Origin of the sequence: Rudaea sp., assembly GCF_036383415.1 — a bacterium.
GTDB lineage: Bacteria > Pseudomonadota > Gammaproteobacteria > Xanthomonadales > Rhodanobacteraceae > Rudaea.
Genome location: NZ_DASVOK010000407.1, coordinates 1 through 9,007 on the forward strand (window position 1 = coordinate 1; position 9,007 = coordinate 9,007).

A 9,007-nucleotide genomic window follows, 5' to 3' on the forward strand; every position below is an offset into this window, starting at 1 on the left:
CTGACCGAGGCTAGCCGTGGCGTGTTGCGCGGCGCGACTCCCGTGTCCCTGCGCAAGCCGGCGAGCAAGGACGAACGCCGCGCCTCGCGCAAGACCGCACGCGGCGAACGCGCGCGCCAGAGCCTCGACATCGCCCCGCACGAGGCGCCGCTGTGGGATGCGCTGCGCGCGACGCGCGCGCGCCTCGCCCGCGAGCAGGGCGTGCCGGCCTATGTGATCTTCCACGATGCGACCCTGCTCGAGATGCTGCGCGCGCGGCCGCGCAACGTCGATGAACTCGGCGAGATCAGCGGCGTCGGCGCAGCCAAGCTCGAACGCTACGGCGGCGCGTTCCTCGACACGGTGCGCAACGGCATCTGAGCCTTCCTGCCGCGCGCAGAAAACCTTAATGCCCGCTGTAGAAAATGGCCGGTTTCTAGTGCCGCGGCTTCCGCGCACAGGCTGCCGGCACTAAAATGCCCGGCTGGCGCGGACTTGCATAATTCAAAAAGCGCTCCCGATTCTTGTATCCCCGAGGTTACTCCGTGTCCGACTGGACCCTGCTCTGCGACTTCGACGGCACGATTTCCGTCGAGGACACCACCGATACCCTGCTCGAACGCTTCGGCAAGCCGGGCTGGGAAAAGCTCGAAGACGACTGGAAGGCCGGCCGCATCGGTTCGCGCGAATGCATGGCCGGACAGGTCGCCCTGCTCGACATGAGCCGCACCGAACTCGACAAGCACCTGACCGAGCGCGCGATCGATCCGGGCTTCGCTGCGTTTGTCGCCTGGGCGAAAGAGCACCGCATGCCGATCGAGATCCTCAGCGACGGCCTCGACTATGCGATCCATTTCATTCTCAAGCACTACGATTTCGACTATCTGTCCGTCACCGCGAACCGCCTCGAAGAAGTCGCAGAGCGCGAATGGCGGCTGGGTTTTCCGAATGCGAGCCCGATGTGTCGTGCGAAGAGCGGTACCTGCAAATGCACCGCGGCCGCGCGCGCGCAAGGTCCGCAGGGGCGCGTGCTGATGGTCGGCGACGGTGCCTCGGACTACTGTGTCGCCGAAGCGGCGGATTTCGTCTTCGCCAAGGGCAAGCTCGTCGACCATTGCCGCGCGAAGAAGATTCCGCATGCGCCGATCAAGGACTTCGCCGAAGCGCTCGCGTTGCTGCCTGCGCTGGTTTCGGGGAAATTGGTCGGCGCGGCGCGCGCGACGGCGGTTCCGTTGCCGAAAGTGGTTTCGGCCTAAACTTCCCGTCCAAGTGCGATGTCATCCCTGCCGGAATGACGAGCAAAGAAAAACATCTCATCCAAGGTAACCCCATGTCCAATCCCCAACTCATTGCCGGCCTCGACACGAGCGGCAGCGCCAGGCTGTTCGACGCCGCGTGCAAGCTCATCCCGGGCGGCGTCAACAGCACCGCGCGCGCGACCTGGTCCGGCTGGAATCCGTATCCGCTGTTCGTCGACAAGGGTGAGGGTTCGCGCCTGCGCGATGTCGACGGCAACGAATACATCGACTATCTGCTCGGCCTCGGTCCGATGATCTTCGGCCATCGCCCGCCGCGCATCACCCAGGCCGTGGTCGATTTCATCCAGCAGCGCGGCACCGTGTTCGCGTTGCCGACCGAAGACGAAGCGCGCCTCGCGCAGAAAGTCGTCGACGCGATTCCGAGCGTGGACATGGTGCGCCTGTGCAACACCGGCACCGAGGCCGTGCTCTACGCGACGCGCCTCGCGCGCGCGTTCACCAAGCGCAACAAGATCATCCGCTTCGAAGGCATGTACCACGGCTTCTCCGACGGCGTGTACTGGAGCAAGCATCCGAACATCGCCAAGGCCGGTCCCGACAACCGCCCAATTCCGGTGGCGCAGGGCCCGGGTATGCCGAAGGGCGTCGAGGAAAACCTGATCATCCTGCCGTGGAACGACGCGCAGGCGCTGGCCGACACGATCGCGCGCGAAGGCGACAGCATCGCCGCGGTGCTGACCGAGCCGGTCATGTGCAACACCGGCTGCATCCTGCCGCAGCCCGGCTATCTCGAAGCGATGCGCGAGCTGACGCTGAAGCACGGCATCGTGCTGATCTTCGACGAGGTCATCACCGGCTTCCGCCTCGGCCTCGCCGGAGCGCAAGGCCGCCTCGGCATCAAGCCGGATCTGTCCGTCTTCGCCAAGGGCATCGGCGGCGGATTCCCGGTCGCGGCGATGGGTGGTCGCGCCGACATCATGGCACTGGTTGCCAACGGCACGGTGTCGATGGCCGGCACCTATAGCGCGAACGGCATCGCGATCTCCGCCGCGAACGCAGCGCTCGACGAACTCAAGACGCCGGGGTTGTATACGAAGCTCGACGCGGTATCCGACGAGTTGCGCTTCGGCCTGGAAAAAGTGCTCAAGGACGCGGGCCTGCCGGCCTACGTCGTCGGCATCGGCCCACTGATGCAGGTGTGGTTCGCAAAGGCGCCGATCCACAACTACCGTGATGCCGAGCGTCACGCCGACCAGAAGATTTTCGATGTCTGGTGGAAAGGCATGCTCGCGCGCGGCGTGTTGTTCCATCCGGGAGCTTACGAGAACCTGTTCGTCTCGACGGCGCACACGCACGAAGACGTGGCGAAGACGCTCGCGGCGGCGAAGGAAGTGGCGGCGGAGCTGGCGCGCGCGGTCTGAGTCTTTACCTTCTAGAAGGTGGCCCGAAGGGCCGGATGAGGGTCCGGTAACGTCAATGGACGCCCTGACCCTCACCCCAACCCCTTTCCCGACGGGAGAGGGGCTTACTGCGCCAGCGTGTAGTCGAATTCGTAAAAATGCTTGCCGCCAGCCTCGATGATGATCTTCATCGTGCCGTCGAGTCCAACGAGTTCGCCGGTGCCCGAGCCCGGAACGACGATGATGTTGAGATAGGGCGCGCCGTTCGTCATCGTCGCGTTGTGCTGCAGCGCGAAGCTGCCGCGCTTGCCGCCGAGCGTGCCGGTCACGCGCTCGACCGCGACATAGCCACCCGAGCCTTTGGCGCTGCCGGCGTGCAGCATCTCGCCCTGGCTCGTCGCGTCCAGCTCGCCGTGAAACTGCTTGTCGATGGACATGCGGCCGAGCCCTGCGTCCGCGTTCTTGTTGTACGCTTCGAGCGGCTGCAGCTTCACATCGAACGCGCCTTTGGCATGATGTTTCATCGTGGTTCCTTTGTCGGTGACGGCACGGCCGCCGTCGGGATGGCTCATGCTCGTTTGGATCGGGGCCGCCAGCAAGGCCAGTGCGAACAGGGAAACGGTCGGGATGCGCATGCTGGTTCCTCGGTCACGGCGTGAACCGCCGCTTCGAAAGAAATGCTAGCGGGGCCACATCTCACGGGATTGAAAAAACGCGACATGGCGAGAAGCAAACCGACCACTTCGCGCGGCGTACTGCACGCGCAACTCGACGCCAGGGGGTTCAGCCACGCACGCTATTGGCCCTCGCCCGATCTGGCGCAATTCGTCGAACACTACTGGGCCATCGACTGGGCACTCGACGAGCCCTGCGTGCGCGAGACGCTGCCGCATCCGGTCGTGCATCTCGTTGCCGAGAACGACGAGGCGACGATAGGTGGTCCGGCGACGCGGCGCTGGACGCGCCGGTTCGCTCCGGGCCGTGGCCGCGTTTTCGCGATCAAGTTCCGCGTCGGCGGCTTCCGCCCGCTCGTCGACGGGGCGGTCAGTGCCTACGCCAATCGCGTGCTGCCAGTGCACGAAATATTCGGCGAACGCGCACGCCATCTCGGTCGGGACGTGCTCGCCGCCGGGGGCCACCATGCTGCCGTCGCGATTTACGAATCCTTCCTGCGCGACCTCGGCCTGCGCGACGATCCCGCGGTCGACCTCGTCGCCGGCATTGCCGAACGCATTGCGAGCGATCGCGACATCACGCGCATCGAGCAGGTGGCGACGCAATCCGGCCTGACCCCGCGCACCCTGCAGCGGTTGTTCCGCGACTATGTCGGCGCCAGCCCCAAGTGGCTGATCCAGCGCTATCGCCTGCACGAAGCGGTGGCGCGCATCGACGCGGGCGCGGCCTGCGACTGGGCCGCGTTGGCGCTCGATCTCGGCTACGCCGATCAGGCGCATCTGATCCGCGATTTCAAGAAGATCGTCGGGCGCACGCCGCTCGAGTACGCGAAGGCGAAGCCGCGCGCATGACGCGATACATCAAGGCGTACTTGCATGCTTGCGCATCGCTGGTGTCGGCTTGCGCCTTGTCGGCATGGCCCGCATCGATGATGATTCCATCCGTGCTTGCCGCGGATTCAGTCAACTCCTTTCCCGACTCCGCGCGTGCGCGCGAAGCGGAAGCGCGCGTGCGGCCTGCGCTCGAACGCGACCTTGCGGAAAAACATCTGCACTACGGCGTACCGGTCTTCATGCGTATCTTCAAGCGCGAGGGGGAACTCGAATTGTGGCTGCGCGGCGACGACGGGAAATTCATCCTTTTCCGAAAATACCCGGTGTGCAAATTCTCCGGCGAGCTCGGCCCGAAGCAGCGCGAGGGCGACAACCAGGCGCCGGAAGGTTTCTATTCGGTTGCGCCGCGGCAACTCAATCCGCTGAGCCGATACCACCTCGCCTTCAACCTCGGTTACCCGAACGAATACGACCGCGCGCATGGCCGCACCGGCAGCGCGCTGATGGTGCATGGTGATTGCGTGTCGATCGGCTGTTACGCGATGGGCGATGCGGGCATCGAGGAAATCTACACGCTGGCCGCTGCGACGCTGCGTGCGGGGCAGGGCGCCTTCGACGTGCATGTCTTTCCATTCCGCCCAACCGATGCGGCGCTTGCCGCGAGCGCAGATTCGCCCTGGCAAGCGTTCTGGCAGGAACTCGCGCCAGCCTACGCCTTGTTCGAACGCGAACGCGTGCCGCCGCGCGTATCGGTGCGCGACGGCCGCTATCGCATCGTATCAGCCGCAGTCACTCGCTAGAGTGGCGACCCTCGTTTCACACGCAGTCCTAAAGGGATAATCATGATCCGTCGCACCTGTCTCGCCGCCGCACTGCTTCTCGCCCTGAGTCCGCTGGCGGTGGCTAAGGACATCGTTGTCCACGCCGGCATGCTGATCGACGGCAGCGGCGGCGCGCCACGGCACGAGGTGTCGATCCTGATCCACGACGATCGCATCGCGACGATCGAATCCGGCTTCAAGCAGCCCGCCGGCGCGGAAGTGGTCGATCTGTCGAAGGCGACCGTGCTGCCGGGTTTCATCGACTGCCATGTGCATGTGTCGGCGAAGCTGCCGAGCCGCACGAACGCGATCGAGGACTGGCTGACCCATTCCGATATCGACCGCGCCTTCGATGCGGCGCTGTTTGCGCGGCAGATGCTGCAGCAGGGTTTCACCAGCGCGCGCGATGCCGGCGGTGGCGACGAGAGCGTTGCGCTGCGCGAGGCGATCAACGCGGGCAAGACGCCGGGGCCGCGCCTGTGGGTCGCGCTCGAAGCGCTCGGTCCGAGCGGCGGTCATGGCGATCCGCGCAACGGCCTCGATCCGAAACTCGCGCACACCGGCTGGGACAACGGCCTGATCGATTCGCCCGAGCAGGCGCGCCTGCGCGTGCGCGAGCACAAGCGCCGCGGTGCCGACCTGATCAAGCTGATGCCGTCGGGCGGCATCGCTTCGACCGGCGACGATCCGCGCGCGCAGACGATGACCAACGACGAGATCCGCGCCGCCGTCGACACCGCGCACGCGCTCGGCATGAAGGTAGCCGCGCATATCTATCCGGCCGGCGCGATCGAAAACGCGGTGCGCGCTGGCGTCGATTCGGTCGAGCACGGCTCGTTCGCGACCGCGCAGACGTTCGCGCTGATGAAGGAGAAGGGCACCTACCTCGTGCCGACGCTGACCGTCTACGACGTGTTCTACAAGGTCGCTCAGGAACATCCCGAATTGCTGCCGCCGGGTACCGCGCAGAAGGAACTCGCCAACGATCTGCTGCCGAGGAAGAATCTGCCGCTGGCGCTGAAGTCGGGAGTGAAGATCGCCTACGGCACCGACATAGGCGAGGGCGACCACAGCGAGGAATTCGCGCTGCTGGTCGGCAACGGCATGAGTGCGCAGAACGCGATTCTCGCCGCGACGCGCAACGCCGCCGACCTGATCGGTGCGAGCGACCGCATCGGTTCGCTGCAGCCGGGCCGCTACGCCGATCTCGTCGCCGTCGGTGGTGATCCGCTCGCCGATCCCGCGCTGCTGCGCAAGGTCGATTTCGTGATGAAGGGCGGTGTGGTCTATCGCGCGCAGGGCCGGCCGACGACGGCTGCAGCAGAGTAGGGCGCAATCGAGTCGTGACTTGAGGCAGGGGCGCGCGATCGCGCCCGCGCGCTAGCATCGGCGCTCCATTCGCCTTGGGGAATTGCGATGAAACTTGTTGCCGTCTCGCTGCGCCGGCTGTCGCTCGCCGCTGCGATTGCCGTGGGAGTGCTCGGCATGGGCGCCTCCAACGCGTTTGCGGACACCGCCGCGACGAGCAAGGCCGACGTCGTCGCGGCCAACGTCGACGCTTCGGTCAACCCAGGCGACGATTTCTTCACCTACGCGAACGGTGCCTGGCTCAAGGCGCATCCGATTCCGGCCTCGGAGGCGAACTGGGGCATCGGTCGCGCCGTGCAGGACGAGCTCTACGCCAAGCTGCGCAAGATCAGCGAGGATGCGGCCGCGCAGAAGGATGCTGCGGCCGGCAGCGATGCGCAGAAGATCGGCGACTTCTGGGCGACGGCGATGGACGAAGCCCTCGCCGAGCGCAACGGCCTCGCGCCGCTCAAAGCGCAACTCGCGCAGATCGACGCAGTGACGGACGCCGCCTCCGCACTCGACGTCGCCTTTGCGCTGCAGCCGCTCGGCGTCGGCGCGTTCTTCGACTTCGGCGTGTTCCAGGACGAGAAGGCGAGCGAGGTCATGGCCGTGCACGCGGTGCAGGGCGGCCTCGGCCTGCCCGAGCGCGACTACTACTTCAACACCGAGGCCGGCGTGGCCAAGGCGCGCGCGGCCTACGTTGTGCATCTGGCCAACGTGCTCAAGCTGCTCGGTGCGGATGCGAAGTCCGCCGCCGCGCAAGCGCAGAAGGTGATGGCGTTCGAGACCGCGCTGGCCAAGGTTTCGCGCAAGCTCGAGGACCTGCGCGATCCGGAAAAGAACTACAACAAGATGGCGCCGGCCGAGTTCACGCAAAAGTATACTCCGGCGATCGCCTGGACCGAACGCCTGCACGGCTGGAAGCTCGATGCGCCGTACCTGATCGTCGGCCAGCCGGAATTCTTCGCCGGCCTGCAGGCGCAACTCAAGGACACGCCCACGCCCGTGTTGCGCGACTACCTGCGCGTGCAACTCGTCGACTCCTATGCGGGCGCGTTGAACAAGGCGATCGACGACGAGAGCTTCAGTTTCTACGGCAAGGTGCTGCGCGGGCAGAAGGAACAGCGTCCGCGCTGGAAGCGCACGCTCGACGCCGAGAACCGCGCGATGGGCATGATCCTCGGTCGCATCTTCGTCGCCGAATATTTTCCGGACAACACCAAGCAGCGTTACAACGCGGCGGTCGAAGCCATCCGCAGCAGCTATGGCGAGCGTATCGACAAACTCGACTGGATGAGCGCGGCGACCAAGGCGAAGGCACGCGAGAAGCTCACCGCGGTGGTGAAGAAAGTCGGCTATCCGGACAAATGGAAGGACTATTCCGCCCTGATCGTCGGCCGCGCGTCGTATGCGGAAAACGTGATGAACGCGCGTCGCTGGGGATGGAACGACATGCTGTCGAAGTTCGGCAAGCCGGTCGATCGCACCGAATGGGGCATGACCCCGCAGACCTACAACGCCTACTACAACCCGTCGAACAACGAGATCGTGCTACCGGCCGCGCAGTTCGCGATTCCGGGCTTCAAGGACGGCGACATCGACGACGCGGTCATCTACGGCTACGCCGCCGCTTCGACGATCGGCCACGAGATCACCCACGGCTTTGACGACGAAGGCCGCCAGTTCGACGCCAAGGGCAATCTCGCCGACTGGTGGACGGCCGACGACGCGCGCAAGTTCAACGAGCGTGCGCAGGTCATGGTCAAGCAGTTCGACGCCTACGAGCCGTTGCCCGGCCTGCACATCAACGGCAAGGCCAGCCTCGGCGAGAACATCGCCGACTACGGCGGCATCCTCATCGGCCTCGACGCGTTCAAGAAGACCGAGCAATACAAGCGTGGTGAGAAGATTGCAGGCTACACGCCGGTGCAGCGCTTCTTCCTCGGCTATGCACTGTCGTGGATCTTCCAGCAGCGCGACGAAGCGCTGCGCCAGGGCCTGCTCAGCGACGTGCACGCCCCGCCGAAGTGGCGCGTCAACGGCCCGCTAGCCAACATCGGTGAATTCCACGAGGCGTTCGGCGTGAAGCCGGGGCAGGCGATGTATCGCGCCGAAGCGGATCGCGTGCGTATCTGGTGACCGCGCGGGACGGTCGTGCGCTACAACGCGAGGCTGACGCGCACGACGCCCGGATTGTTGAGCGACATGCCGCGCTCGAAGCCGAGCTTCGCGCAGAGGTCGAGCATCGCGCTGTTCTCGAGCAGCACGTCGCTCCACAGTTCGATCGCGCCGAGCTTCCGAGCCGAGGTGATCACGCGCTGCATGAGCAGGGTACCGAAGCCTTGGCGCGCGAAGCGGCCTTCGACGACGATCGCGAATTCGGCGTGGGCGAGCACCGGATCGAAGTGTGCGCGCGCGACGGCGTGGATTTCGACCGGCGAGTCCGGATACGCGGGATCGTCCGGCGTCGCCAGCACCCAGGCGAATGCGAGCGCGGGATCAAGCTCGCAGAGCTGGTGCGCGAACGCGTCGGGCAGTTCGTTGAGCGGATGCAGGAAGCGCAAGCGCACTTCCTCGGGGCTGAGGCGATGGAAGAAACGCTGCAACGCCTCGACGTCGTCTGGCCGGATCGAGCGCAACACCAGCGGCGTGCCGTCGCGCGTCGTCAGCAGCTCGCCCGAATCGCCGGC

9 protein-coding genes are annotated in these 9,007 nt (G+C 65.6%); 7 read left to right on the forward strand and 2 right to left on the reverse strand.

Annotated elements, in window-relative coordinates; genetic code table 11:
* The 3 genes from VF497_RS14840 to VF497_RS14850 all read left to right on the forward strand — a co-directional run.
* The coding region (locus VF497_RS14840) for an HRDC domain-containing protein (protein WP_330890075.1) at nt 1-360 on the forward strand (360 nt) is incomplete at its 5' end.
* A gap of 164 nt (nt 361-524) precedes the next feature.
* Nucleotides 525-1,235, forward strand: a complete 711-nt coding sequence (locus VF497_RS14845; protein ID WP_330890078.1) for an MtnX-like HAD-IB family phosphatase — start codon at nt 525-527, stop codon at nt 1,233-1,235.
* A gap of 74 nt (nt 1,236-1,309) precedes the next feature.
* Nucleotides 1,310-2,659 (forward strand): glutamate-1-semialdehyde 2,1-aminomutase, encoded by a 1,350-nt coding sequence (locus VF497_RS14850; protein WP_330890080.1) that lies wholly within the window; start codon nt 1,310-1,312, stop codon nt 2,657-2,659.
* Nucleotides 2,660-2,763: 104 nt separating this feature from the next.
* Here VF497_RS14850 and VF497_RS14855 read toward each other — a convergent pair whose 3' ends face one another.
* Entirely contained in the window at nt 2,764-3,273 is a 510-nt protein-coding gene (locus VF497_RS14855; protein WP_330890083.1) for a DUF3224 domain-containing protein, read from the reverse strand.
* Between the two features lie 84 nt (nt 3,274-3,357).
* Here VF497_RS14855 and VF497_RS14860 point away from each other — a divergent pair, with 84 nt between their 5' ends.
* The 4 genes from VF497_RS14860 (at nt 3,358) to VF497_RS14875 (ending at nt 8,456) form a co-directional block, all read left to right on the forward strand.
* Nucleotides 3,358-4,164, forward strand: coding sequence for a helix-turn-helix domain-containing protein (locus VF497_RS14860; protein ID WP_330890085.1), 807 nt, complete (start codon nt 3,358-3,360; stop codon nt 4,162-4,164).
* Between the two features lie 77 nt (nt 4,165-4,241).
* Nucleotides 4,242-4,946 carry a murein L,D-transpeptidase family protein gene (locus VF497_RS14865; RefSeq protein ID WP_330890087.1) on the forward strand — a complete coding sequence of 235 codons (705 nt, stop codon included), beginning with the start codon at nt 4,242-4,244 and terminating at the stop codon, nt 4,944-4,946.
* A 42-nt stretch (nt 4,947-4,988) separates the two neighbouring features.
* A complete protein-coding gene (locus VF497_RS14870) occupies nt 4,989-6,296 on the forward strand; it encodes a metal-dependent hydrolase family protein (protein WP_330890089.1) in 1,308 nt (435 codons plus the stop codon).
* Between the two features lie 87 nt (nt 6,297-6,383).
* On the forward strand, nt 6,384-8,456 hold the full coding sequence (locus VF497_RS14875; protein ID WP_330890092.1) for a M13 family metallopeptidase: 2,073 nt from the start codon (nt 6,384-6,386) through the stop codon (nt 8,454-8,456).
* Nucleotides 8,457-8,476: 20 nt separating this feature from the next.
* On the opposite strand, the gene VF497_RS14880 is transcribed toward VF497_RS14875, so the two are convergent.
* Nucleotides 8,477-9,007: GNAT family N-acetyltransferase (locus tag VF497_RS14880; RefSeq protein ID WP_330890093.1), on the reverse strand; the 531-nt coding region annotated here is incomplete at its 5' end.